General features: G+C 63.2%; 22 protein-coding genes and 2 pseudogenes. 8 read left to right on the top strand and 16 right to left on the bottom strand.

All coding sequences use genetic code 11. From position 1 onward, the window contains the following. Positions 1-77: 77 nt before the first annotated feature. The 4 genes from GGU46_RS09065 to GGU46_RS09050 form a co-directional block, all read right to left on the bottom strand. Positions 78-1,181, bottom strand: a complete 1,104-nt coding sequence (locus GGU46_RS09065; protein WP_183403204.1) for a glycosyltransferase — start codon at positions 1,179-1,181, stop codon at positions 78-80. Between the two features lie 147 nt (positions 1,182-1,328). Beyond that, positions 1,329-1,958 (bottom strand): polysaccharide deacetylase family protein, encoded by a 630-nt coding sequence (locus tag GGU46_RS09060; protein ID WP_246398830.1) that lies wholly within the window; start codon positions 1,956-1,958, stop codon positions 1,329-1,331. Between the two features lie 84 nt (positions 1,959-2,042). Continuing rightward, the gene (locus GGU46_RS09055; protein ID WP_183403203.1) at positions 2,043-3,170 is read right to left on the bottom strand and encodes a glycosyltransferase family 4 protein; all 1,128 of its coding nucleotides are present in this window, start codon (positions 3,168-3,170) and stop codon (positions 2,043-2,045) included. Positions 3,171-3,578: 408 nt separating this feature from the next. Continuing rightward, a complete protein-coding gene (locus GGU46_RS09050; RefSeq protein ID WP_262890934.1) occupies positions 3,579-5,135 on the bottom strand; it encodes an oligosaccharide flippase family protein in 1,557 nt (518 codons plus the stop codon). A gap of 67 nt (positions 5,136-5,202) precedes the next feature. Here GGU46_RS09050 and GGU46_RS09045 point away from each other — a divergent pair, with 67 nt between their 5' ends. After that, positions 5,203-6,285: a GumC domain-containing protein gene (locus tag GGU46_RS09045; RefSeq protein ID WP_183403201.1), complete on the top strand. Its 1,083-nt coding sequence runs from the start codon at positions 5,203-5,205 to the stop codon at positions 6,283-6,285. Next, positions 6,282-7,742, top strand: a complete 1,461-nt coding sequence (locus GGU46_RS09040; protein WP_183403200.1) for an O-antigen ligase family protein — start codon at positions 6,282-6,284, stop codon at positions 7,740-7,742. The genes GGU46_RS09045 and GGU46_RS09040 overlap by 4 nt, the downstream gene beginning before the upstream one ends. A gap of 142 nt (positions 7,743-7,884) precedes the next feature. Here the strand turns inward: GGU46_RS09040 and GGU46_RS09035 are convergent, their stop codons facing one another. From GGU46_RS09035 to GGU46_RS09010, 6 genes are all read right to left on the bottom strand, one after another. Then, on the bottom strand, positions 7,885-9,117 hold the full coding sequence (locus GGU46_RS09035) for a PP2C family protein-serine/threonine phosphatase (RefSeq protein WP_183403199.1): 1,233 nt from the start codon (positions 9,115-9,117) through the stop codon (positions 7,885-7,887). A 115-nt stretch (positions 9,118-9,232) separates the two neighbouring features. After that, entirely contained in the window at positions 9,233-10,411 is a 1,179-nt protein-coding gene (locus tag GGU46_RS09030; protein WP_317171884.1) for an ABC transporter permease, read from the bottom strand. Between the two features lie 2 nt (positions 10,412-10,413). Further along, complete coding sequence (locus GGU46_RS09025; protein ID WP_183403198.1) at positions 10,414-10,671, bottom strand: MarR family transcriptional regulator; 258 nt, start codon at positions 10,669-10,671, stop codon at positions 10,414-10,416. 136 nt (positions 10,672-10,807) lie between these two features. Beyond that, on the bottom strand, positions 10,808-11,326 hold the full coding sequence (locus GGU46_RS09020; RefSeq protein ID WP_246417623.1) for a c-type cytochrome: 519 nt from the start codon (positions 11,324-11,326) through the stop codon (positions 10,808-10,810). Positions 11,327-11,440: 114 nt separating this feature from the next. Then, entirely contained in the window at positions 11,441-12,553 is a 1,113-nt protein-coding gene (locus GGU46_RS09015; protein ID WP_246398925.1) for a glycosyltransferase, read from the bottom strand. 92 nt (positions 12,554-12,645) lie between these two features. Continuing rightward, the gene (locus GGU46_RS09010; RefSeq protein WP_183403196.1) at positions 12,646-13,695 is read right to left on the bottom strand and encodes a lysylphosphatidylglycerol synthase transmembrane domain-containing protein; all 1,050 of its coding nucleotides are present in this window, start codon (positions 13,693-13,695) and stop codon (positions 12,646-12,648) included. 86 nt (positions 13,696-13,781) lie between these two features. On the opposite strand from GGU46_RS09010, the gene ruvC reads away from it, so the two are divergent. The 3 genes from ruvC to GGU46_RS08995 are packed head-to-tail and all read left to right on the top strand — an operon-like array spanning position 13,782 to position 15,309. Further along, positions 13,782-14,417 (top strand): crossover junction endodeoxyribonuclease RuvC, encoded by a 636-nt coding sequence (gene ruvC / locus GGU46_RS09005; protein ID WP_183403195.1) that lies wholly within the window; start codon positions 13,782-13,784, stop codon positions 14,415-14,417. A 48-nt stretch (positions 14,418-14,465) separates the two neighbouring features. Continuing rightward, positions 14,466-15,071 carry a hypothetical protein gene (locus GGU46_RS09000; protein WP_183403194.1) on the top strand — a complete coding sequence of 202 codons (606 nt, stop codon included), beginning with the start codon at positions 14,466-14,468 and terminating at the stop codon, positions 15,069-15,071. A 19-nt stretch (positions 15,072-15,090) separates the two neighbouring features. Beyond that, positions 15,091-15,309, top strand: coding sequence for a KTSC domain-containing protein (locus tag GGU46_RS08995; RefSeq protein WP_183403193.1), 219 nt, complete (start codon positions 15,091-15,093; stop codon positions 15,307-15,309). A gap of 88 nt (positions 15,310-15,397) precedes the next feature. On the opposite strand, the pseudogene GGU46_RS08990 reads toward GGU46_RS08995, so the two are convergent. Next, a pseudogene (locus GGU46_RS08990) lies at positions 15,398-16,129 on the bottom strand (IS5 family transposase); the annotation flags it as partial. Positions 16,130-16,414: 285 nt separating this feature from the next. On the opposite strand from GGU46_RS08990, the pseudogene GGU46_RS08985 reads away from it, so the two are divergent. After that, a pseudogene (locus GGU46_RS08985) lies at positions 16,415-16,846 on the top strand (TolC family protein); the annotation flags it as partial. A 130-nt stretch (positions 16,847-16,976) separates the two neighbouring features. On the opposite strand, the gene GGU46_RS08980 reads toward GGU46_RS08985, so the two are convergent. Further along, positions 16,977-17,771 carry a PhzF family phenazine biosynthesis protein gene (locus GGU46_RS08980; RefSeq protein WP_183403191.1) on the bottom strand — a complete coding sequence of 265 codons (795 nt, stop codon included), beginning with the start codon at positions 17,769-17,771 and terminating at the stop codon, positions 16,977-16,979. Between the two features lie 252 nt (positions 17,772-18,023). Beyond that, complete coding sequence (hutI, locus tag GGU46_RS08975; protein WP_183403190.1) at positions 18,024-19,292, bottom strand: imidazolonepropionase; 1,269 nt, start codon at positions 19,290-19,292, stop codon at positions 18,024-18,026. 238 nt (positions 19,293-19,530) lie between these two features. Here hutI and GGU46_RS08970 point away from each other — a divergent pair, with 238 nt between their 5' ends. Next, positions 19,531-21,084 carry a T9SS type A sorting domain-containing protein gene (locus tag GGU46_RS08970; protein ID WP_183403189.1) on the top strand — a complete coding sequence of 518 codons (1,554 nt, stop codon included), beginning with the start codon at positions 19,531-19,533 and terminating at the stop codon, positions 21,082-21,084. A 48-nt stretch (positions 21,085-21,132) separates the two neighbouring features. Here the strand turns inward: GGU46_RS08970 and GGU46_RS08965 are convergent, their stop codons facing one another. Beyond that, positions 21,133-21,951 (bottom strand): class I SAM-dependent methyltransferase, encoded by an 819-nt coding sequence (locus tag GGU46_RS08965; RefSeq protein ID WP_183403188.1) that lies wholly within the window; start codon positions 21,949-21,951, stop codon positions 21,133-21,135. Between the two features lie 82 nt (positions 21,952-22,033). On the opposite strand from GGU46_RS08965, the gene GGU46_RS08960 reads away from it, so the two are divergent. Next, positions 22,034-22,552 carry a 2'-5' RNA ligase family protein gene (locus tag GGU46_RS08960; RefSeq protein WP_183403187.1) on the top strand — a complete coding sequence of 173 codons (519 nt, stop codon included), beginning with the start codon at positions 22,034-22,036 and terminating at the stop codon, positions 22,550-22,552. 28 nt (positions 22,553-22,580) lie between these two features. On the opposite strand, the gene GGU46_RS08955 is transcribed toward GGU46_RS08960, so the two are convergent. Both GGU46_RS08955 and GGU46_RS08950 read right to left on the bottom strand, forming a co-directional pair. Beyond that, positions 22,581-23,504 (bottom strand): hypothetical protein, encoded by a 924-nt coding sequence (locus GGU46_RS08955; protein ID WP_183403186.1) that lies wholly within the window; start codon positions 23,502-23,504, stop codon positions 22,581-22,583. A gap of 184 nt (positions 23,505-23,688) precedes the next feature. Continuing rightward, on the bottom strand, positions 23,689-24,117 hold the full coding sequence (locus tag GGU46_RS08950) for a BLUF domain-containing protein (protein WP_183403185.1): 429 nt from the start codon (positions 24,115-24,117) through the stop codon (positions 23,689-23,691). Positions 24,118-24,235 lie beyond the last annotated feature (118 nt).

Genomic DNA, 24,235 nt, shown 5'->3' with positions numbered 1-24,235 from the left:
GCACACGCAGCCCCGCTCCTGCCCGCCCTTGCCAAAGCTCCACCGCGAAAATCGGGCAGTTAAAAAACAACTACTTTTTATCGGTATTGCCGGCCTTTCCAGATAAAGGCTACCGGCAGCAGACGGAAAATGACCAGCCCCACGCTAAGAACAATCGTGTACAGCTCAAACAAAGGCAGCAGCTCCAGCGGCGCCCGGCGCCCTACTCGCCGAAAGCACAGCCACGCCCATGCCCCCTGCAGCAGCAGCTTACTCCCCCACACCCCCAGGGCCGGCCCTACCCCTGCCGCCACCGCCAACCCCGCCAGCACCAGGTAAAACGAGCCGTATAGCGCCAGGCAAAGCTTCAGCCAGCCGGGCAGCTGCTCTACCCCGCGCATCCAGCGCCGCCGCTGGTGCAGCAGCCCGCCCCAGGTGTACTGGGGCAGCGACTCGGCCAGGATTTCGGGCCGGAACAGGTTGCGGGAGGTGTAGCCGCACCGCAGCACGGCCCGGAACAGCTCGTAGTCTTCCGTGACGGAGAAAGGCAGCCGCTCGTAGCCGCCGGTGGCCTCGTAGGCGACGCGGGTGATGAGCATGTTGTTGCCCATGGCCGTTACGGGCCGCCCCAGGTCCGTGACCACCTGCACCAGCCCCAATGACATCAGCCAATCGAGGCCCTGCAGGCGGTGAAACAGGCGCGGCCCCGTTACCAGCGTCAGGCCCGTAACAATACCTACGCCCGGCCCGGCGTGGGCCAGCAGCCCCTGCAGCCAGGTGGGCGGCACGGCAATGTCGGCATCGGTAATAAAGAAGTAGTCAGCAGTGGCGGCGCGGGCCAGGTGAGCCAGCACGTTGGCCTTGCCACGGGCCGTGCCCAGCGCCTCAGCAATAGGAATTACGCGAAAGGAGCCGTCGTAGCCCTGCATAGCAGCGGCGGCCACGGCGGCAGTGTCGTCGGTGGAGGCATCGTCGCCGAGCAGGACTTCAACCAGCTCCGGGGGGTAGCGCAGGGCCCGGATGGCCTGCAGGCAGCGGCCGATGGCGGCTTCTTCGTTGCGAGCGGCAATAAGAATGCTGATGCGCGGCAGCGGCTCCGGCAATGGGCCCGGTCTGCTACCCCCCTGCCGGGCAAAAAGCCCCATCGACAAGGCCAGCAGCCCAAACCAGCTCAGAAAATACAGGGTCAGCAACAGCAGCATAGGGCACAAAGAACGGGCAGCCGCTGCATTTATCTGTGCGCTTCCCGTTTCCGGCCTAAGGTGCGCGCCTCTTGCCCGCCATCCGCCTACCCCTTGCTTCCAGCCAAACCCTTCCGTTCGGAAGGCGGGCGGCAGCTTTCCTACCCCTTACAACCGCTCGAAGCGGTAGCCGCGTTCAGCGAAATGGGCGAGGTAGCGGGGCAGCACGTAGCGCAGGTTGGGGCTGGCCTTCAGACTGTCGTGAAACACCACAATGGAGCCCGGCCGCGACAGCCGAATGGCGGTAGCCAGGCAGGCTTCCGGGGCAAACTCCCGGTCGTAGTCGCAAGTGAGCATGTCCCACATTACTATCTGGTGGGTGCGGTTGAGCTCCCGGGCCAGGCCGGGCGTGATGCGGCCGTAGGGCGGGCGCAGCAAGGGCCGGGCCTCGGGCTGCAGCTCCCGGAGCAGCTCCTGGCACCGGGCCACATCTTGGAGGTAGTGGGCCCGCGAGTGGCTCCAGCCGCTGATATGATGGTAGGTATGGTTGGCCAGGCGGTGCCCCTGCTCCAGAACCAGCCGCGCTACCTCGGGGTGGCGGCGCAGGTTGTCGCCCACGCAAAAGAACGTGCCTTTGGCCCCGTATTTGGCCAGCTGCTCCACCACGAAGGGCGTTTCCTCCGGAATAGGTCCATCGTCGAAGGTGAGGTAGAGGGTAGGCGGCGCGGTAGCGGGCATCTGCCAGAGGCAGTCCGGAAACAGCTGCTGAACCAGGCCCGGCATTCGGTGTAAGTGCATGGAAGGTCGGTCGTCAGGTACTGGCAGCCGGGGCCGCGCCGGATTAGCACACCCTCCGGCCACGGCAGAGCCGCAAGCTACGGCTTACGCCACACATGCTTCAATTTCCAGCCACAGGCGGCGGGCGCTTTCTTCCCAGGAAAACCGCTCCACGTTACGCAATCCACGTTCTGTAAGCTCGGCGCGGTAGCTCTCGGAGGCATACACCTCCCCCAGCCCCTCCGCAATGGAAGCCACCGAAAACGGATCGACGAGGCGGGCCGCCCCGCCGGCTACTTCGGGCAGGGAGCTGCAGCTGGAGGTAATGACCGGGCAGGCGCAGGCCTGGGCCTCAATAACCGGAATACCAAAGCCCTCGAAGTACGGCACGTAGCAGGTAGCCAGGGCCGCCGCGTACAGCTCCACCAGTTCGGCGTCCGTTACGCGGCCGGTCAGGTGCACGTCGGAGCGGTGGCGCATCTGCTGGTACACCTCGAAGATGGGGCCGGCTTTCCAGGCCGTGCGGCCTACTACCAGCAGCTTCACGGGCGCGCCGGTACTGGTCTTGAACGCATCGAAGGCGCGGAGCAGGTTCACCAGGTTCTTGCGCGGCTGCAGGGCACCCACAAACAAAAAGTAGGCTTTGCCCGCGCTGAACCGCTCCCGGGTAGCCAGCTGCACCGCCGCCGGCTGGGGCCGAAAGTGGCGGTCGGCGGCATTGTACACCACGCTGATTTTCTCCGGGGCTACCCCGTAGGTTTGCATCAAGTCCTGGCGGGTAGCCTCCGACACGGCCACTACCCGCCGCGAGGCCCGCGCGAAGCGCGGGGTAAAGTAGCGGTAGTACTTCAGCACGAGGCGGTTTACGTCTTCAGGAAAATGCTCGAAAGCGAGGTCGTGGATGACTGTTACGCGGGGTACGTGGGTGCGCAGGGTGGTGTAGCCGTCGGGGCTGAGGAACACGGCCGGGCGGTGCCGGCGCAGCCAGCGGGCCACGGCCCCCTCAAACCAAGCCACCCACAGCAGCGGGTGCCGGGCCGGCGGGGCCAGCACGTGCGGCACCACGTTCGGCCCCAACCGGTACCGCTCATCAAACGCCCGATCAAACAGGAAATGGAAGGTATGCTCGGGGTGCTGCTGCACTAAGCAGCGCAGCGTTTCCAGCGTGAAGCGCCCAATGCCCTCCAGCTTGTCGCCGGGCAGTAGAAAGCGGACGTTAACGGCTATTTCCAATTTGGTGATGAGGTGATGAGGTGATGAGGTAAATGGTGACAGGTGACAGGTGACAGGGGCCTACTGGCGGGCAGACGCCTGGCCTCCGGTCAGAAGTCTGCCGGCAAATAAGGCAAGTCTTCCAACTCGCGTTAGGTTCTTTTGGGCCGTTTGGGTGCGCAAGAGGGGGTAGCAATTTTTTCAGGCCTGAAAGATGAACCGAACAGCTCCGGCGGAGAGTGTAGAGGTGGCGGCTCCACGCGGCCCGGATAGAGCAGGCGCGAGCTGGCCGCCGTTGGCGGCCGCAAGTCGGGAGACTTGCCCCATTGGCTGGCGGCAGACGCCTGGCCTCCGGCCAGAAGTCTGCCGCCAGTCCGCAGTCTGCCGCCCGTCGCCTGTCACCATTTACCTCATCACCCCATCACCTCATCACGCCTTTCCCCGCAACTGCCGAATTTCGGAAGGCTTTACTACCCCCAGCCCCGCCACCAAGGCCAGCAGCCAGAGGCCCGCGAGGGCGGTTTCCAGCCACCACGGCAGGCCAGCGTAGGTCCGCAGCAGGTACCAGCCGCCGCACAGGCCGCCAAACACCAGCCCCAGCCGGAGCAGCATCGCCCAGGGCAGCTGCACTCCGGTCCGGCGCGGCACCAGCCACACGTACCCCACCGATACTACCACGGCGCAGAGCAGGGTATTGGCCGCCCCGGCCAGAGCGCCGTAGCGGGGCATGAGCAGAAAGTTGAGGCCCACATTCAGGGCTATACTGCCCGTCACCAGCCAGGAAACCGGCTTTTCGTGGTCGGTGCTGGTGAGCAGGGTGCTGTAGAGGGCGAAGAAGGCGTGCACCAGCACGTTCAGAAACAGCAGCTGCAGGCACTGGGTCATGCGGGCTACCTCGGCGGGGGTGCTGTGCGCAAACTGAAAAAACAGCAGCTCGCCCCGAAACAGCCCGAAACCCACCACGAACAAGAGCGGCACCGTAACCACGCGCTGCCCAAACCAGAGCAGGTCCTGCTGCTCCTGCCGGCGGCCGGTGGCGTGGGCAAAGCGGGCAAAAAACAGCGGCAGCACCGTCCAGAGGTACATCATCACGGCATCGACCCAGCGGTAGGCGGCGGCGTAGTAGCTGGCCTCTTTCGCCGATACCAGCCGCTCCAGCATCAGCATATCTACCCGCTCGTTGAGGCCGTACACCAAGGTAATCAGGGCCAGGGGCCAGCTATCAAGCAAAACCTGGCGGACCTGCTCCCACCGGGGGCGCAGGGCCACGCGGCCGTAAAACCGCCGGATCAGCACCAGCAGCAGCAGAAAGGTAAAGCCTACGGCCACCGTGCGCACGCCCACGTAGCGGTCCAGCGTAAGCCCCAGGGGCAGCAAAGCCAGCACCAGCCCCAGCAGCAGCAGCCGCTCCAGCACCGAGAGTACCGCATCCGTATTAAACCGCTGGTGGGCCTGCAGCACGCCCCGCAGAAACAGCATGTACTGGGTTAGCAGCAGGCCGGCGGCCGTAATGGCCAGCAGCAGCAGCCAGTGGCCCCGGTAGCCCAGCGCCCATCCCACGCCCACGGTAGCCCCCAGAAACCCTACCCCCAGTCCCACGCGCAACGGCAGCAGGGTTGGGAAGTACTCCTGAAAAAAGCCCGGCGCGGCGGCCAGCCGCTTGGTGGTGAGCTGGGTAGTGCCCAGATCAGAGATGCCGGCCACGATGGTAGCCAGGGTGAGCAGGGCGGTAAAGGTGCCGAACACCTCGTGGCCGAGGCGGTCCTGCACCACGTTTTCCAGTACCACCCAGGCCGGCTTCACCAGCAGATTGAGCAGCACCACGAAGCTGATATTTCCTAGAAAGCGTTTGATGCGATACGTCTTAAAGCGCCGAAGTACAGGGGCAGCCGCGGGCTTATTCTCTGGCTGAGCTTGGCTGCCGGGCACAAAACTAGGCAAATTTGAGGCGGCAGGCGTGGCGCAGCAGGCGCTTCCTACGGCCATTTTTCCTCTATATTTGTTCGCCCCCGCTCGGCCTTTCCATCTCTCGGGCGGGCGGCCTTGTTGCACTATGTCAGAGTCGTCGTATTCGCTTTTGGGGCTGTGGCCCATCATCAACCGTTGGAAAAAGCTGGTAGGTAGCGCCCTGATTCTGGCCCTGGTTGTGAGCATTATCGTGGCCCTGTCGCTGCCGAATATTTATAAGTCAACCGCCGTTTTCTTTCCCACCAACCCTCAAACCACTGACCCCGACCGCATTGCCACCGAGGGCAGCAAACTGGAGCTGGGCGGGCGCACCGAGGACCTGGACCGCATCATCACCATTGGCGAGTCGCAGCCGGTGGCCGAGCTGCTGATCCGGCGCTTTCGGCTGCATGCGCACTACGGCACGGGCCAGCCGGGCACGGACCTGGCCGACGACGCGGCCCTGCGCGAGTTTAGCAGCAACCTGGGCATCGTGCACAACGAGCGGGACGCCATCGAGCTAACGTTCCAGGACCGGGACAAGCAGCTGGCCGCCCGCATTGCCAACACGCTGGTGCAGGTTATTGACTCCATCAACCAGCAGCTGACCCTGGAAAACCGCCGCAACGTGCTGGGCCTGTACCAGCAGCGCTACCAGTTCCTGAGCAGCGAGTTTGAACGCTCGCGCCAGCAGCTGCTGCGCGCCCGCCGCCGCTACGGCATCTACGGCCTGGAGCAACAGTCGCGCTACCTGGCCCGCGAAATCATTAAGGTGGAAACCGAGCTGCGCACGGCGGAAGGCAGCGGGGCCGATGCGCGCACGGTGGCCGGTCTGCGCCGGGCCCTGCGGGGCCTTACGGAGGCGGAGCAGGGTAACGTTATCAACCTGGAAGACTATACCCGGGGCGTGGACTCGCTGAACCTGTTTACCTCCCGCATGACCAATCTGCAGGAGCGGCTGGTAAGAGCCCGGGGCGACTACGAAACCGCCGACATTGCCCTGAAAGGCAAGCTTTCTTCTCTGTATCTGGTGCAGAAGGCCTACCCCGCTACCAAGAAAAGCAAGCCCGTGCGCTGGCTGATTGTGGCCGGCTCGGTGTTCCTGACCCTGGCCCTCTCGGTCGTGGTCATTACGTTGCTGGAGTTGTGGCGGCGCACCCGCCGGCCCCAAGCCCCGGCGGGCCTATGAGCCAGCGCCTGGCCCAGTGGCTTCCCCGCTCCCCGGAGCAGCGGCTGTTCGCGGGGTTTATTGTGCTGCTGCTGGGTGGGGGCGCGGCTACCTTGCTGCTGGGCACGCCCGCGGCCCTGCTGCCCCTGGCGGCCGGGGTGGGCCTGCTGCTGCTCCTGACGGAGTGGCGCCTGCTCTACTACCTGCTGTTTGTTACGCTGGCCTTCTCGCGGGAGGTAGCTCTGCCCGGCGGCCTGAGTATGGATGTGCCCTCCGAGCCTTTGCTGCTGCTGCTCACCGGCTGCGTGCTGGCTACGTTGCTGCTACGCCCGACTGCTATTCCGGGGCGCGAACTGCGGCACCCCTTGGTTATTCTGCTGCTGCTGATGCTTTTGTGGGCCGTAGTAGCCACCACGTTTTCCGTGGATACCACCAAATCAGTGAAGTATCTGCTGGCTAAAACCTGGTACTTGGTGCCGTTTGGCCTGGGCACCTTGCTGCTGGTGCGCCGCCCCCAGGACTTGTGGCGCGTAGCGGGCCTGTACACCGCAGGGGCCTGCCTCAGCGTGCTCATTGTAGCCGTTCGGCACGCAGCCCACGGCTTCAGCTTCGAGTCGATTAATGAGGCCGTACAGGTGCTGTACCGCAACCACGTAATTTACGCCACGGTGCTGGCCCTGCTGCTGCCCTTCGCGCTGTACGGGGCGCGCAGCACGCAGGGTGCGGCCCGGCTGGGCTGGCGCGTAGGCCTGGTTATTCTGCTTTATGGGCTGATTACGGCCTACGCCCGGGCCTCGGTGCTGGCCCTGCCGGTAGCGGGCCTGTTCTACGGCGTGGCCCGCCTGCGCCAGACCCGGCTGCTGCTGGTAGTGGCCGTGGCGGGGCTGGTGGCGGGGGCTACCTACTTCCTGAGCCAGAACAACTACATGCTCTACGCCCCGGAGTTTGAGAAAACGGTGTTCAACGGCCAGAACTTCAGCAAGCACCTGGAGGCTACCTATAAGCTGCAGGACGTATCGGGCATGGAGCGGGTGTACCGCTGGGTGGCGGCCGTCCGGATGACGGCGGCCAAGCCTCTGGTGGGCAGCGGCCCCAGCACGTTTTACCCGGAGTACAAGCGCTATACCGTGCGCAGCTTCCGGACCTACGTGAGCGACAACCCCGAAAAATCAACCACCCACAATTATTTTCTGCTGGTGCTGGCCGAACAAGGCTTTCCGGGGCTGCTGCTGTTTTTGATTCTGCTGGGGGTTGCCCTGCTTACCTTCGAGGCGCTGTACCACCGCACCCAGCCGGCTTCCCAGCCCCGCTACGTACTGCTGGCCTGCGGCATGAGCTTCGTGATTATTCTGTTCCATCTGCTGCTCAATGAGCTGGTGGAGGTAGATAAAATCGGCTCCTTTTTCTTCCTGAACCTGGTTATGCTGATCCGGATAGGCTCCTGGGCCAGAGGTGAACTGGTGACAGGTGAAGGGTGAAGGGTGACAGGTGACAGGTGAAGGGTGACAGGTAAAACGTGATGAGGTAAATGGCCCGAAGTCTGCCGCTAGGCCAGTCTTTTCACCTCATCACGTTTTACCTGTCACCCTTCACCTGTCACCTCATCACGTTTCCCCTCATTTACTTAAACCGGCAGCTCAGGATGGTTACGTCGTCGGCGAAGCCGGCACCGTTGACGTTGTGCGCTTCGATTTCGCGGAGCAGCTCGCGGTGTACGGTGGATAACGGGGCGTAGCGGTTGTGGCGCAGCACGCGCAGTACCCCTTCCTCCCCAAACTCATTCTGGTCTTTATCAAACACTTCCGTCAGGCCGTCGGTGTAGGAAAACAGCAGGGTGCGCGGGGGCACAACGATAGTACCCACCTTCAGCATGGGGAGCTCATCCATAACGCCCAGCATTATGGAGCCTTCCTTCAGCAGCAGAATCGGGCCGGAGTCCGGAATCAGCAGCGGGTCGTTGTGGCCGGCGTTTACGTACTGCAGCTCCCGGGTAGCGCGGTTGTAGAGGCCGAAAAAGACAGTGATAAACTTGTCGCCGCCGGCATTGCGGAAGATGAGGTTGTTGAGCTCCTGGGCTACGGTGCCCAAATCGGCCTGCTGGCGCAGCAGGGTGCGCAGCCCGGCCTGGAAGTTCGACATCAGCAGGGAAGCCGCCACGCCCTTGCCCGAAACGTCGGCCACGCAGAACAGAAACCGGTCGGCATCCAGGCTTACCACGTCGTAGTAGTCGCCGCCCACGGCCGTGTGGGGCACGTAGGAAGCATGCACGGCTACGTGGGCGTCGTTGGGGAGCTTGCGCGGGAAGAGCATGGTTTGCACTTCCTGGGCAATTTCAATTTCCTTGCGCATGGCCGCCGCCGCTACCCGCTGCCGGGCCAGGCGCCGGTTTTCAATGGCCCCAATGAGGATGTTGCTCAGCGTCTGCAGAAACTTGGTAGCTTCCTCGCTGGCGTAGTCTTCGTGCACGTTGCCGATGAGCACGTAAGCCAGCACCTCTCCGTTCTGCACCACCGGAATAACGGTTTCCAGGTGCTGCCACGCCGGGCCCAGGTTGCCGAAGCTGCTAAGGGGACACGGGACGCTGGTGCAGTTTTCCAGAATGGCGGCGGGCAGGGCAATTTTATAAAAATCGGGCAGGCCGGCCCCGAACGACACCGTGCACTGCCACTTGCCTTCCTCTTTCACGTAGAGCACCAGCCGCCGGATATTGAGCTGGCCGAGCAGGGTAAACTGGAAGATTTTGTACAGCGCGGCCTCGGTAGGGTCCTGGTTGATGGCCTGGGTGATTTCCAGTAGCGCCCCCAGCTCACGCTCCTTCAGGAACAGGCGCTTTTCGGGAGTAATCGTTGGCATATAGGCAGGGAGAAAGAAAGGCTACAAAAGAAAGAAACACCCCGAAAGTACGACGGTGCCACTCTACTCGAAACCTGAACCGGGAGTTTATCTGTGCGGCCAGCGGTCGGCGCCGTTAGCTCAGCGGAGTTTTGGGGTCGTAAGCATCGCGCAAGCCGTTGCCTAACAGGTTGAAGCTCAGCACCAGCAGACTGATAGCCAGACCCGGCAGCAGCGTCAGCCAGAAACCGGCCGCGGTGCCCAGCAGCTGAAAGCCTTCGTTTACCATCAGCCCCCACGAGGGCGCCGGCGGCTGCACCCCCAGCCCCAGGAAGCTCAGGCCGGCTTCCAGCAGAATGGCCGCCGCGAAATTGCTGGTTGCCAGCACAATCAGGGGGCCAATCATATTGGGTAAGAGGTGGCGGGCAATCAGGCGGCTCTGGGGCAGGCCCAGCACGCGGCCGGCTTCCACGAAGGTTTTTTCGCGTAGGCTCAGCATCTGGCCCCGCACCACGCGGGCCACATCCACCCACATCGTCAGGCCCACGGCCACGAAGGAGGTCCAGACGCCTTTGCTGTCGAGGGCCAGGGAAATGGCAATTACCAGCATGATGCCCGGAATGCTCCACACCACCGTCATCAGGCCCAGCAGCAAACTATCGACCCAGCCCCCCACGTAGCCCGCTACGGCCCCAATAAGCATCCCCAACGCCACGGAAATCAGGACGGCCACCAGCCCGATGCCCAGGCTCACGCGGGTGCCCAGCAGCAGGCGGCTCAGCTCGTCGCGGCCGGCTTTGTCGGTGCCTAGCCAGTAGGTGCGCGGCAGAATGTGGTCCTGCTCTATTTCCTGACGAAGCGCCGCCGCGGGCCCGGCGTGGCCCGTCACGGCCGACAGGGGGTAGGCCTGCGGCTGGTCGGCGAGGGCGGAGTGGTTCTGGTAGGGCGTGGTCAGGAGCGAATCGCCCTGGAAACGGTAGCCCCCGATGGGCACTTCCTGAACCTGCGGAGCCTGGCCTTCCCACCAGGTACGCAGGAAGTTGCTACCCCCGGCGCGGGCCGAATCGGGCAGGGCCAGGCGCAGCACGGTAGCCCGGAAGCCGGGGGCTTCTTTCTGGAGCTGCACCAGGCCGTTGTTGGCGTTGGGCGAGTTATCGGGCAGTACCCAGTAGCCCAGCAGCGCTACCAGCGTGCACAGCACGATAAAGCCCAGCCCCAGCATGGCCGGCGCGTTGCGCAGCAGGCGCTGGCGCACGTAGTAGCTGGGCGGCCGGGCCACGGAAGCGGCGGCTACGGGAGCCGTAGTAACTGCCACGGCTAGCGGGTGTTGTGTTGGAGCAGCCCTTCCTTGGAGGCCAGAAAGTAACAGTCGCGCACAATGGCCCCGAAGGAGCTTTCCTCGAAGGCCAGCTCGGTATCGGGGTCGGGCCAGAAGCTGCGGATCAGGCCCTGCTCCAGCAGGCCGCGCAGGGTACGCTCCAGCTCGGCGGGCGCGAGGCCGGTTTTCTGGCCCAGGTCGGTAAAGGAAGTGACGAAGTACAGCTCGTCGAGGATGTCAAATTCAGCGTCAGTCACGGGGAAAGGCGGGTGGTTGTGCGGGCAAAGGTAGGGTTTGGAAGGGTTTGGGGGTAGGAAGAAGGAATGTGCTTTTTCGGAAACCGTAAAGCAATCCTTACCTAACTGCCATTCCGAGCGAATTGAGGAATCTGGGTTATCGGCAAGCTACTACCCCCGTAGCAACCGGGTCCGTCATCTGCTGCTCCTGGAATTCGATATACGTAACAATGGCTTTGATTTCCTGATCCGAGAGCTGAAAGCTGGGCATCTGCTGCTTAGAGTACTGGTTGAAGATTTTCACTGCATATTCGTCGCCCTTTGCCACCATTTTGCTGGAGTTCTTCACCCAGGGAATGATCCAGGACATAGGCCGCCGCTTGGCAATACCAGCAAGCGCAGGGCCTACTACCACATCGTTCACGGCGTGGCACTGGGCGCAGTTTCTTTTGAAAAGAGCATCACCAGCGGCAACTGCAGCGGCATCGGCTCCGGTTGGTACTGGATTTGGCATAATGGGCTTCGCCGTTGGCTTAGCAGGCTCACCGGCTAGCTCCGGGGCCACGGGCGCAGGCTCAACTAGCAGTCCGCTCATCGAAAACCCAAATACCATAATCGTACAGAAAATCAGCACCAAACTAGCCGGCATCACAACTTCTAACCACGCCTTATTCATAGGAAACGGGAACGAAGGATGAAACAACAAAGACAGAATAAGTACGCGCCGAAACACCGTAAACACAAGTGTACGCACGCTTTTATCTGCTTGCTTGTTTGACGCCCCTACCCCCTATTTGGCGCCCAACCTTCGGTCCTTCCACTCATAGCTGCCGCGCAGGCCCAGCAGGCCGGTGGCCAGGGCGTAGGGCCCGTAGGCCAGCTGCAGTACCGGCACCCACCAAAGCCACTCCGGCCGCCCCAGAAACCGCAGCACCGGCCGCAGAAACACCACATCGGCCAGGAGCTTGATAGCCCAGGCGCTCAGTACCCCTACCCCCGAAACCACCCCAAACCCCCACAGCCCCAGCCCCACCGGAAACGTGAGGTTGCTCAGCAGCACCAGCACCGCCAGTTGCTGCGGCGCCGAGGTTTGGTAATGGCGCCACTTGCTAGCCCAGCGCACCCGCTGCCGCAGTAGCCGGCGCACCGTGGGTTGGGCCGCCGTGCGCACCAGGGCCGCCTGCTGGGCCAGAAACCGGATGCTGCCGGGAAAGGCGGCGTGCAGCTTGTGCAGCAGAAACTCATCGTCGCCGCTGGGTACGGCCTCGTTGCCCTGGTAGCCATTCACGGCAAAGAAATCGGCGCGGCGGTAGGCCAGGTTGGCGCCGTTGCACATGGTAGGCCGGTTCCGGCCAATACTGGCAGCCCCTACCCCTACCAGCCCGGCCAACTCCAGACCCTGCAGGGTTGCCAGCCAGCCGGTGCCCGTCAGGAGGACGGGGCCACTAATGAAGCGCGCGGCGGCATCCGTAGCTACTAGCTCAGCATAGGCCTGCACCCAGCCGGCGGGCACCCGGCAGTCAGCATCGGTGAGGAGAACCCAGGGGGCGCGGGCCACCTGCACGGCGGCCTGCACGGCGGCTTTTTTGCCGGTGGGCGCGCCGGGCACCTGCGCCAGCTGCACCAAGCGCACCGGGAACGGCAGCTCCTGTGCCGCTTCAGTTACTATCCTGGCCGTGTTATCGGTTGAATGATCATCGACTATAATCAGCTCTATCCCGCCCGAAACTGGGTTTTGCTGCTGCAAGTCACGGAGCAGATTAGGTAAGTTTTCAGCTTCGTTACGGGCCGCTATGATGATAGAAAAGCCGGGAGTTTCGGCTTCTTCTGGAGCTCCGCTGGTTTCAGCAGCGGCGACTGCTGCTACCAGCGGCTGCCCTCCTACCCTACCTCCTGATGCCATCTGCCGCTGCCATGGACCCCGAAACCGCAGCATCTGCCAGAGGTAGCTGCCATTGAGGCTCAGCAGAGCTAGTGTGGCTATCCAGGCACTGCTCATCGGGCCGCCTCCGGCGCGGGCCGGCTTTTCTGGCGCTTGCGCAGCACCTTCATCCGCAGCACAAACACCAGCCCGATGGCGCTGGGCACGGCAATGTTGAGCACCCACAGGCTCAGGCTGGCGCTGAGCACGGGCAGCACCGGCTCGCCCAGCAGCCCAAACAAGTGCGTGGCCGATAGCTCCCGCACACCTACATCGGCCAGGGCGTTGAGTGAGGGTACCAACGACTTTAGCAGAAACGTGCCCGCCACGGCCGCCAGGGCCGGCCCTAGCGGCGCCTGCACCCCATAGGCCCATAGCAGCAACCCAAACTGCGCGCAGAACACGGCGTAGCGCAAGCTGGAAATCAGCAGCACGGCTGTGAGGGCGCGGGCGGGGTAAGTGGGCATCACGGCCAGAAACCGGCTGAAGCGCCGGAGTGGGCGCACGGCCTGCACGGCCGCCACCAGCATTTGCGAGTAATAGAGGGGTAGCAAAACCGCCGCGTTCAGCAGCAGCGTAGCCAGCCCTACCCCCACCTGGGCCGCCGGGTAGCCCGCCAGGTAAAACCGCAGCAGAAAATACAGCAGCCCCGCCGTGCCGGCCACTACCGTTGCCACCAGTTGGCAATAGCGCCCCAGAAACACCGCCCCCAACGCATCGAGCCGCCGGCTTTTCAGCTCAATAATGCGGCCGGCGTAGTCGCCTACCCGGTTGGGAGTCACGAATCCCAGGGTGAGGCCCACCAGCACCGCCCGGAAGCTGCGCCGAAACGATACGGGCTCCAGATGCCGGGCCAGGCGCCACCATTTCCAGGCTTCCAGCCCCCAGTTCAGGGGCATAAGCAGCAAAGCCAGCAACACCGGGCCCCGGCCTTCGCCGCTGAGGGTGCGCCGGAGCAGGCCCCGCCACGCGGCGGCCGTGGCTTCATCGGCCACCACGGAGTGCCAGAGCAGCCCCAGGGTCAGGAGCGTGATGAGGAGTTTGCCCGCTACCACCAGTCCGCGCCGCCGGGAAGCCGGTTCTTCCGGCTTTTGGACGTAGTTTTGTAGGTGAGGCGCAGACAAGTGGGCAGCTGGTTGGTTTGCTTCGGCAAGTTACCGACGAAAATTCACCTCACTCTGCCTATCTTCTCGCTCCCTGCTAACGCGCTATGATTCTACCCCTTGCCTCTGCTGATCTGCTGCCCAAAGTGATTATGGGCGTTGACCCCGGCACCCAGATTATGGGCTACGCCGTGATTGAGGTGCAGGGCCAGCAGGTGAACGTGCTGCGCTACGATGTCATCGACATGAAAAAGCTCGGCACCAACCACGCCCTCAAGCTCAAGCGCATCTATGAGCGCATGACAGAGCTGATTGAGGAGTTTCTGCCCGATGAGCTGGCCATTGAAGCGCCGTTTTTCGGGGTGAACGTGCAGAGTATGTTGAAGTTGGGCCGGGCCCAGGGGGTAGCCATTGCCGCCTGCCTTTCCCGCCAGATTCCGTACGTGGAGTACGCGCCCACCAAGGTAAAGCAGGCGGTAACGGGCTCCGGCAATGCCACCAAGGAACAGGTAGCCCACATGCTCCGCCAGACCCTGAAGCTGCCCCCCATTGAAGAGGCACCTAAGTTCCTCGACGCCACCGACGCCCTGGCCGTAGCCATGTGCCACCATTACCAGAAGGGCAACAACGTGAAAGCCGGCGGCAAAAGCTGGGGCAAGTTCCTGGCCGACAACCCCAGCAAGCTAGCCGCCCCCGTCGCCGGCAAGAAGGCCACTGCCGCGAAGAAAAAGCCAGCGGCGTAAGGTTCTCACCATTTACTTTGCGGTAAAATCTGGTTTGCTTTGCCCATTATGCGCGCATTATTACCTACGATAGCTTTACTGCTCTTTTTGATTATTCTTCCTGACAACTCTCAGGGTCAGCAGTTATCCTTGGATCAACTCACCGCCCTGTCGGAGCAGGATGTAGATCAGATAAACGAATATTTGGCTAGCCGTGGTTGGGCCTTCGATGACGCTCAGCAGGAAGGCGAAGAGGAAGTCGCTCATGCCTCATGGGCCTACCAAAAGACCGCCTCTTACTATAATAACAGCAGTGCGCGGGCCCAGGCGTGGCTGCAAATCAACAACCCAGGTCCAGATCAGCTTTTATTTTATCAGACCAGCAATAAGTTGTATTACGATGCGCTGCGCACCAAGATTGCTGCGTACAAGATGGAGCGTCTAGGCAGCAGCGTGGTTAATGGCGGCATCCGCACCACGTATGTAGGGGCTAACTTCATTATTTCTACTTCGGTCCGCACTTCTGAAAACAATCGCAGGCCGGTATATGTGGTGCTGGTACAGCGCAAGGAAGCATACCTGCGTCAGTTGCTGGATCAACAAGATACCTCCGACGATTCGGAGGAAGCTGAGCCAGATCTGGAGACTACCCCAATAAGCGAATCACGTCGTTAGGTTACATCTATTTCCAATTATGCAACGCCGCCCCGTCCGCTCGTCCTCGCTGAAAGCCGTTGGCTACGATGCCGTTACCCTCACGCTGGAAATAGAGTACCGGCACGGCGGGCTGGTGCGTTATACGGGCGTACCAGTTGCTATTTATGAGGCGCTGCTGCAGGTGCCGGGCAAGGCCATGTTTGTGGAGCAGGTAGTGGAGCGCGGCGGCTACGGCCGCGAGCAGGTGCGCGGGTAGTTGTTCAGGGAAAGGCAGTGCCGAAAGATGGTTTCCCTGAACCCGATTAAATCGAAGTTTTCTTTCCTAGCCTAAAGTCTGTGGGCATCTAGCGCAGCCAATCGAGGGCAGCGAGCAAGTGGGCCACCGCTAAAAACGACGTCGCCGTCTTTTCATACCGGGTGGCAAAGCCGCAGGCTTCTTTGAGGCGGCCGAAGAAGCGTTCCACTTTGTTGCGGTCGGCATACACGTGTTGATCGAAGGCGCGCTGGTGGGCACGGGTGCGTTTGGGCGGAATCACCGTCTCCGCGCCGGCCTGCACCACGGCCGCCAGCACGCGGTTGGTATGGCAGGCCTTGTCGGCCACTACCGCTCCCGGCGGGTGGGGCAGCTGCTTTAGTAAGCCCGGCAACTGCGGGCTGCCGGCCCACTGGCCGGGCGGGAGCAACAAGCGCAGCCCATTGCCGAGCGCCTCCACCGCCGCGTGCCCCTTGCACGTCCACCCGCCCCGGCTGCGGCCGAGGCCTTCGGCGGCCGCCGTGCTTTTTTTTACCCGGCCGCGGCTTTGTGGGCCTTCACGCTGGTCGAGTCGATGAGCACCCAGGCGTAGTCCGGCTCCTGCACGGCCTCGAACAGGGCCTGCCATACGCCCGCCGTGGCCCAGCGCCGGAAGCGCCGCGCCACCGTGTTCCACGGCCCGAACCGCTCCGGCAACTCGCGCCAGGCGCAGCCCGTGCGCACCCGGTAGAGCACCGCATTGACAAACTGCCGGTTGTCGCGGCCCGTGCCCAGCCGCCCCCGCGTGTGCGGCTCGACCAGCTGCCATTCCCGTTCGCTTAATTCATGACGACGCATCTGGCAAAACTAACCCTTGCTGTCCACAGACTTTAGTTGAAGTTGAAGCGCATGCTTAAAAGACGCATCTACCAAGGCCTGAGCGCCGCCGCCCTCGCCCTGGCCGTGGGCGCCTGCAAAACCCCGCAGCTGACGCAAAAAGCTGAGAACCGTGCGGTTCCGGTCACTTACACGGGTAGCACCCAGGGCTCCGTGAATACCACAGGCAAGGTGCAATGGAAGCAGTTTTTCCAGGACCCCAATCTGGTAGCTCTCATTGACACCGCCCGGCGCCTTCAAGCCCGGGCTGCTGTTCACTACCCCCGAATCCATGCTGTACTCCCTGGGGAGTGATTTGATAGTGCCGCTGGTCAACCGCAACGGCATTAACGCGGTGTATTCCAGCGCCGACGCCCGCCAGATTCAGACCGCCTACCAGTACGAGCAGACCATTCTGAAGGCTTACGTAGAGGTTGCCAACCAGCTGGCCAACCTCGGCAACCTTGATAAAAGCTACGCCGAAAAAGCCCGCGCCGTGGAAGCGCTGAACCAGTCTGTTACCATCTCCAACAGCCTGTTCCGCTCCGCCCGCGCCGACTATACCGAGGTACTCCTGACCCAGCGCGAAGCTCTGGAATCAAAATTCGACCTGACCGAGACCAAGCTCCAGCAGCTCACGGCCGTGGTAAATGTGTACCGGGCCTTGGGGGGCGGCTGGAAGTAAGCCGGCTTCGCAAAAGGTATAAAATAAATAAGCCGGGCGTACGCGAAAATTTTCGCGTACGCCCGGCTTATTTCCTCTCGTCACGGTCCGACGGGCTAAGCCCGTTCGACCGGGGTACGGGGCAGAGCTTCTACCCTACCTCAATCTCGCCCTTCAGGTAGGTTACGGCGTGGCCGCTCATCAGCACCCGGTCGCCGCGCAGCTCGCACCATAGGTCGCCGCCGCGGGCCGATACCTGGCGGGCGTGGAAGGTGGTTTTGCCCAGCCGCTCAGCCCAGTAGGGCACCAGGGTAGTATGCGCCGAGCCGGTTACCGGGTCTTCGGGCACGCCCACACGAGGGCCGAAAAACCGCGAAACAAAGTCGATACCCTCGGTACCGGGGGCGGTGGCAATAACGGCGCGGTACTCCACTTTAGCCAAGTGGGCCATGTCGGGGTGCAGGGCGCGCACTTCCGCTTCCGAGTTAAACACGCACACCAGGTCGGGGCCGGCGTGAATGCTCAGGGGGGTAGCCCGCAGCCCATCGAGGAGGCCATCGGGGTGCTGGCGGAGGGGCTTGGGCGGCCGGGCCGGGAAGTCGAGCGTCAGGCGCCCCTCCGCGGCCTGGCTCACGCGCAGCGGCCCGCTTTTGGAGTGGAACACAATTTCGGCCTCCTGAAAGTTGAGGTGGCGGTAGAGCACGTGGGCCGAAGCCAGGGTAGCATGCCCGCACAGCTCTACCTCCACGGCCGGCGTAAACCAGCGGATTTCGTACTCCTGGCCCGATTTCGGGACGAAAAAGGCGGTTTCGGCCAGGTTGTTTTCGGCAGCAATGGCCTGCATGGTTTCGGCGGGCAGCCACTCGGTGAGGGGGCACACGGCAGCGGGGTTACCGGCAAAGGGCCGGTCGGTGAAGGCATCGACCTGGTAGAGGGGTAGCAGCATAAGGGCGGGGGTAGGAAAAGTCAGTGGATGAGGAAACGGATTCAGCGCCGAAACTACTGGTTCCGGCCCTAATATGCGGTTTTTAATGCCCTGAGTGCTGCTCCGAGCAGCCACCCAAATCAGTTGCAGGAGGTAGCAGGGGCTACCGTCAAGCGTGGATTTTAGCTCGCAGCCTTGAAGCCGGCTTCCTGCTTTCAGATTAACTAAAGGGCTACGGTCTGAAGCCCGCGCTGCAGCGCCCTGGCGGCCCGTTCAGCTTGCCTGCACCTGCCCGCCGATAATGACGTGCCGGACCGGGTTTTCGCCCAGCCAGTACGGTATTTCCTCGGGGGTGGGCACGTCCAGCACCAGCACATCGGCCCGCTTGCCGGGCTCCAGACTGCCGCACTCCTGCTGCTGCCCAATGGCCCAGGCAGCATTGAGTGTCACGGCGGCCAGGGCCTCGCGGGGCGTGAGCCCCATCTTCAGGCAAGCTACCGACAAAGCCAGCCAGAGGTTTTTGGTGGGGCAGGAACCGGGGTTGAAATCGGTGCTGATGGCTACGGGCAGGCCCGCGTCAATCAACTGCCGGCCGGGGGCGTACTGCTCCTGGCGCAGAAACAGCGGTACCAGCGGCAGCAGCACGGCCACCGTGCGCCCACCGGTAAGAGCCGCAATACGGGCCGCCGCAGTTGGTGTCAGGTAGTCGCAGTGGTCTAGGCTGACGGCGCCCAGCCCGGCGGCCATTTCGCAGCCGCCCAGGTCGTGGAGCTGCTCGGCATGGATTTTCAACCCGAAGCCCAGTTCCCGGGCCCGCGTCAGGTAGCGCCTCGCATCCGCCACGGAAAAAGCCCCCTGCTCACAGAAAATATCCACGAACGGCACCTCAGTGGGGTCGAGCCGGGGTAGGACTTCGGCCGCCAGCATGTCGAGGTAGGCAGCGGGGCGGCCGGCGTACTCCGGGCCGGGTACGTGGGCTCCCAGAAAGGTGGAAACCACCCGTACGGGCTGCTGCCGGCCGGCCTCCCGAGCTGTTTGAAGCAGCCGCAGTTCGGTGGCCGCATCGAGGCCGTAGCCGGTTTTGGCTTCCAGGGTGGTTACCCCGTAGCGCCGGAAACCGGCCAAATGGTGCAGGGCGTTTTCCAGCAGCTGGGCGTCGGAGGCGGCCCGGGTGGCGCGCACGGTGCTCAGAATACCGCCCCCGCTGGCCAAAATATCAAGGTAAGACTCGCCCTGGAGCTTGCGCTGAAACTCGGCCGCCCGGTTGCCCCCGAACACCAGGTGCGTGTGGCACTCCACCAGCCCCGGCATTACCACCCGGCCCCGGGCCTCCACGATTTGGGTGGCAGCCGTTACCAGGCTTTCGTCCAGCTCCGCCATGGGCCCCAGCGCCACTATGCGGTCCTGTTTGCAGGCCACGTAGCCGTTGGGAATACTGTGCCAGTCGCGCAGGCGGGAGCCGGTCAGGGGGCTGCCGGCGCGGCCAGTATCGGCCATGGTAAGCAGCTGGCCGCAGTGGCGGATAAGCAAGGTATATCCCATGGGCAAAAACAGAACAAGCAACCAGGACCGGGGGAAGGTAGCAAAACCGGCTTATTACCCATAGCGGTCAGCGGCTTGATCTTTTCATCCTCCACACACCCTACATAAAATGCAAAAATAACTTCCCAAAAGTGTATCCATTTTTGGGAAACATAAGTTTATAGCGCATTCCTCCGTATCTTATCAGTAGGATAATCATCCTACAGTCAGCCACTTACCCATTTCGCCCTTTCTCAAAATGAAAAAGATCTTACTCACTCTTTCTGTTTTGCTTAGCGGACGCGAGGTATGGGCCCAGCTTCCCACCAACAGCTTCGCCGTTACGGCGCCGTGTCCGGCCAGTGCAGGCAATCCGTCGGTGCTACAGCAAGTAAACACCGATGGCTCCCTGACCCCGATAGCCACCGTACTGGACGGCACCACCCCCCTAATTCTGAATGCGCTGGGCTGCGACGTAGCCGACCCCACGGCGGTATATGCCATGAACGTGCTGCAGCCCGTAACAATAGCCAACTTCGACACGCCGCCCAACCTGTACTGGGTTTCGCTGTCCACGGCAGCAGCCACCAACCTGGGCACGGTTACGCCCCCGCCGCTGCCCACTACCGGCCTCTCGCCGGTGGGCCGCTTTGAAACCGTGCTGCGCGAAATCCGCCAGACCTTTAATTTCATCGGCGACGGCGGCCCGGGCTCCGAGTACTACGTGGGCGGGGTTACGGGCCGGGTTATTCTGGGCCTTGCCGGGCTTCGGGTGGCCGATGTGCGCCTGTACGTGGGGGTAGTGCAGTTGAATCCTTTCACGACAGCCGCCCCGGTCTGGCGCCCCCTCGATACCTCGGACCCCGCTACGGCCGCCGTGCTGGCTGGCTACCAGGCGCAGCTGCAGGCTTACCTTAATAGCGGGGGTAGCGGCTCGGTGCCCGAAGGCGGTATTCAGGACTGGGTGTACGATGTGCGCACCGGCAACCTGGTGAGCTACCTGGGGCAAGAAGATAAGTTTCTGACTATCAGCAACCCCGCTACTGCGCCCAAGGGCGTTACCACCATTCCGGCCACGGCCATCCCAACCCAGCAGAACATCGGCTCGATGTTCACGGACCGCGACGGCAACGTGTACGCGGTGGATGCCGATGGCGGTACCATTTACAAGATTGACCGCCTGACCGGCAGCTACTCGGGCCGCTCCTACGGCTCGGCTTTCGGCTGCTCCCGCGGCGACGCCGTGAGCATGCCCGGCGCCCTGCCCCTGCCCGTGAACCTGGTGCGCTTCTCGGCCACAGCCGGCAGCGCCGGCGTACGCTTCGAGTGGGAAACGGCCAGCGAGGAAAAAGCGGCCTACTTTGAGGTAGAGCGCAGCGCCACGGCTACCAGCTGGCAGCCCGTGGCACGGGTAGCGGCCGGCAACCGGCCCGCGGGGCAGCGCTACTCGGCCTCCGAGCCGGGCGCGCTCATCAGCCAAACCTATTACCGCCTTGCCATGCACGACGCCGATGGCAGCGTGGCCCACTCCCTGGTGCAGGTGGTGAGCCCTCCGGCGCGCGGACTGGCCACCACCTACCCCAACCCGGCCCGCGACGAAATTAAGGTAGTACTGGCCGCGCCGGAGCAGGCCAGCCGCCTGGAGCTGCTGAACGCCCGCGGGCAGGTGGTACGGCGCTGGGAGCCTACCCCAGGCACACCCCTAATTCAGCTCCCGACGGCCGGACTGGCGGCCGGCCTTTACGTACTCCGGGTGCAGCAGGCCGGCGGCACCAGCACTACCCGCGTGGCGGTGGCCGGCAGCGGACAATAGTTCTACTAAAGCAACAGGCCGGCAGGTAGCACCCGCCGGCCTGTTGCTTTAGCAGGGCCGCTGCATCACCACGGAATACACCAGGGGTAGCTTACCGGGCAGAGCAGCCAGCTGGTAGCGGCCGGGCGCGGTTTCCTGCAAGCCGGCCAGGCAGTTGTAGGGCGAGTAGTCGTACTCCTGAAAATCCTGCAGCACCAGGCCTTGCCGCAGGAGGCTGCCCAGCACCTCGCCCAAATCGTGGTTCCAGGAAATGGAGCGGTGGGCCAGGGGTGCGGTGGCATCGGCGTAGGTGCCGGTGGTAGTTTCCTCAATGGCTTCGCGGTTGAAGTAGCTGTACTCCACGCGGGTAAACTGGTCGTCGAACATCCAGACAACCGGGTGAAACTCCACCAGCACCAGTCGGCCGCCGGGCCGCAGGTAGCGGGCCGCTACCTGAGCCCACTGGCTTAGGTCGGGCAGCCAGCCCAGCACCCCGTAGGAAGTATAGACCACATCGAAACCGGGCGCAGAGGGCAGCACTTCGGGCAGGCGGTACACATCGGAGCACACAAACTCCGTGGGCGCTTGAAGCTCCGCGGCCAGCTGCCGGGCCGCCCGAATGGCTTCATCCGACAGATCGACGCCCGTTACCTGGGCCCCGAGCCGGGCCAGGGAAATGGAATCCTGCCCGAAATGGCACTGCAGATGCAGAATCCGCTGCCCGCTTACCTCGCCCAGTAGCGCCAACTCGAGGGGATTAAGCGAGGAGCGGCCCGCCCGGAAGCCGGCTACATCATAAAACTCGGAGCGGAGGTGGTAGGCTACCTTGGCATTCCAGAGGGTGCGGTTTACGTCGAGGTAGTCAGGGTGTTGATCAGGCGTTGGCATGGCAGCAAGGTAGGAAAGCCCCCCATCATAGCCACGCCGCGCCCACAGCCGTACTGCTAGTCCGTGCCGACCAACCTTCGCTATGCTCCTACCCCTTGATGCGCCGCTTATCCTGACCCTTACCCTCGACGAAGCGGCTCAGGCCCACTTTAACGCCCTGCGCCAGCAGTATTTCCCGCCCGAGCGCAACTATCTGCAGGCCCACGTTACGCTGTTTCATCACTTACCGGGCCCTGAGGCGCGGGCTATTACCGAGTACCTGGCCCGGGTGGCGGCTACTACCCCACCCCTCCCCCTGCAGGTGGCGGGGTTACGGTTTCTGGGCCGTGGCGTGGCCTACGACCTGCACAACCCCGAGCTGCTGCAGCTGCACCGGAGCCTGCAAACGGCTTGGGCCGCCTGGCTGACGCCCCAAGATCAGCAACGGCTTAAGCCCCACATTACGGTGCAGAATAAAGTAGAGCCTGCCGTGGCCCGCGCCCTACACCAGCAGCTTACCGCGGAGTTCATGCCGTTCGAAGCTGCCGGCACGGGGCTCACCCTCTGGGCGTACCGCAACGGCCCCTGGGAGCAGCTGCAGCAGTTCCCGTTTGTGGGCTGATGGTAAGCCCCAACACCAGCCCTGGCCGCTACTTCCCGCAGGCCGTGATGGTGTGCGTCAGGGATTTGAACTGGGCCAGTGCCGCCTCGAAATCCTGGCGGGCCAGGCCCTGCAGGGCCACGGCCGTGCTCCCGATAATGCTGACCTGCTGATACACCAGCACCCGCTGGCCTTGCAGTTGCGCGAAGCCTTCGGTTTCGTAGGTAACCAGGTCATTGACTTTGGCCGAGGACATTTTGCGGGCGGTGTAACCGGCCAGGCCCGTTCGGCGGCTCAGGGCCTGCTGGCTGATGTCGGCGGCGGTTAGGGAGGGGTTGTAGGGCAGCGTCAGGACCGTTACGGTTGGCTCCGGGCCGTCGTCGGGTTTGCGCTGGCCGCCCAGGGTGTAGAGGTACTGCCCGGCGCGGATTTCAGCCAACGCAAACGGCGACTTTTTCTCGTCCAGCCCGAAAACCGCCCCAGCCAGCGAGGCCGGACCGGCGCCGCTGGCTTTCTGGTAGGTAGCCGTCAGCAGGCTGCGCCGCAGGGCCGTAGCCAGGGCCGTATCGGCGGCGGGGTAGCGGGCATCGAGCAGCACGGCAAAAGTAGAGTCGCCGAAGAGCAGCTGCACCGACTCCTGGGTGGGCGTGAGCTGCACCCGGGCCAGGCGGGCGGGGTAGGCCCCAGGCACCTCCCGAAAATCCAGCACCTTGCCCCCGCGCGCCGCAAACCGGGCCTGGTTGAAGCCGGCGGCCTGGCGGTAGTAGTTGCCGCCCTTCACGTCGTACACCTGCAGCACGGCCTCGCCCCGCCGGAAACCGGGCAGGCCGGGGGTGGCCGTGAAGCCCGCCGGGGGCACCAGCCACACTTGGGTGCCGGCCACCGCCCGCGCGGGGCCCTGCGCCCGGCTACCCAAGGCCAGAGTTAGCAGCAGCAGCAAGCATACAGTACGCGGAGTCGAGAAAAGTGTCATACGCAAACCGGGCCTGCAGCCACACCACCGGCGGCTCAGCTGCTGCCCACGGCCCGCAAGGTAGCATGAATCCGGCCTGAACCACACACGGCGGCAATCAGGCTCCGTGCGAGCGGCTGACGCGCAATAGGCCACTTACCAGCCAGCGGCGCTCCGCTGGTTTCTCCACCGCGCCGCCTATCGTTTACGAGGCCACAAACCGGCGCGCCCGGAGGGTGTTGGCCTGAAACTCCCGAATCAGCAGCCATAGGGCCGCATCGGTAACGGTGTGCAGGCCGGGCAGGTCCCTGTACCCCAGGGCGGCAGGCTCACGCACATCGTTTACCAGACCAATGGCCCAGCCGGCAAACTGCCGGTGCGCAATGGGGCCATCGGCCAGCACCTGCACGGCCGTATGGCGGCAATCTGCGTGGATGCGGCTGAATACGTCGGCCACGGCCTTGGGCGGCCCTTCCAACACCTGCAAAAAACGACTCCCGTCAAAAAGCAGTATTCCCGTGATGCTCGCTGCCTGGTTATGGTGGCGGCACTGCTCCAGCAGGCGCCCCAGCTCCGCCTCCGACAAAGGCGCCACCACTTCGCTTTGGTAAATCAGATGATGCAACAAGTTCATAAAAAGGAAATAGCAAGAGCGAGGCTAACTTAGTCCTAAGAAATACGAATAGAGTACTACGGAGGCTACTTCATGCCCATCCCTAATTGAGTTTCCGCCTTCCTAATTTGGGCCGGCA

It is taken from the genome of Hymenobacter latericoloratus, assembly GCF_014199535.1.
Taxonomy (GTDB): Bacteria; Bacteroidota; Bacteroidia; order Cytophagales; family Hymenobacteraceae; genus Hymenobacter; species Hymenobacter latericoloratus.
The sequence above is the reverse complement of the archived record's forward strand: the minus strand, read 5'-3'. Positions and strand labels throughout refer to the sequence as shown.